Consider the following 253-nt stretch of genomic DNA (forward strand, 5'->3'; position numbering starts at 1 on the left):
AGATAAAACAAGCCCCTTTCGGGGCTGCGGTGTCCGGCCATACTCCGCTGTCAGGTGTAGCCCAGCTCTTTCATAATCAGCACGGTGATCGTCGCGACAGCGCCAATCATCCCGGTTGAAGCCGCCACGGGATACCAGAACGTTTCGCGGTTCAGCTTGCCCGCCTCCGCGTTCAGCTTCTGCGTCTCCGCCAGCAGTTTGGCGATCTCCGCGTTAATCCGGTTACTGTTAAGTTCGTTCATATCGGTTGCCT

The 253-nt window shown here is 57.3% G+C and carries 1 protein-coding gene; it reads right to left on the reverse strand.

Annotated elements, in window-relative coordinates:
• Nucleotides 1-50 precede the first annotated feature (50 nt).
• On the reverse strand, nucleotides 51-253 hold a 203-nt coding region (locus KVT28_RS25720), incomplete at its 5' end, for a hypothetical protein (protein ID WP_306665703.1).

The sequence above is a fragment of the Pantoea sp. GbtcB22 genome (assembly GCF_019091025.1).
GTDB classification, from domain to species: Bacteria; Pseudomonadota; Gammaproteobacteria; order Enterobacterales; family Enterobacteriaceae; genus Pantoea; species Pantoea leporis.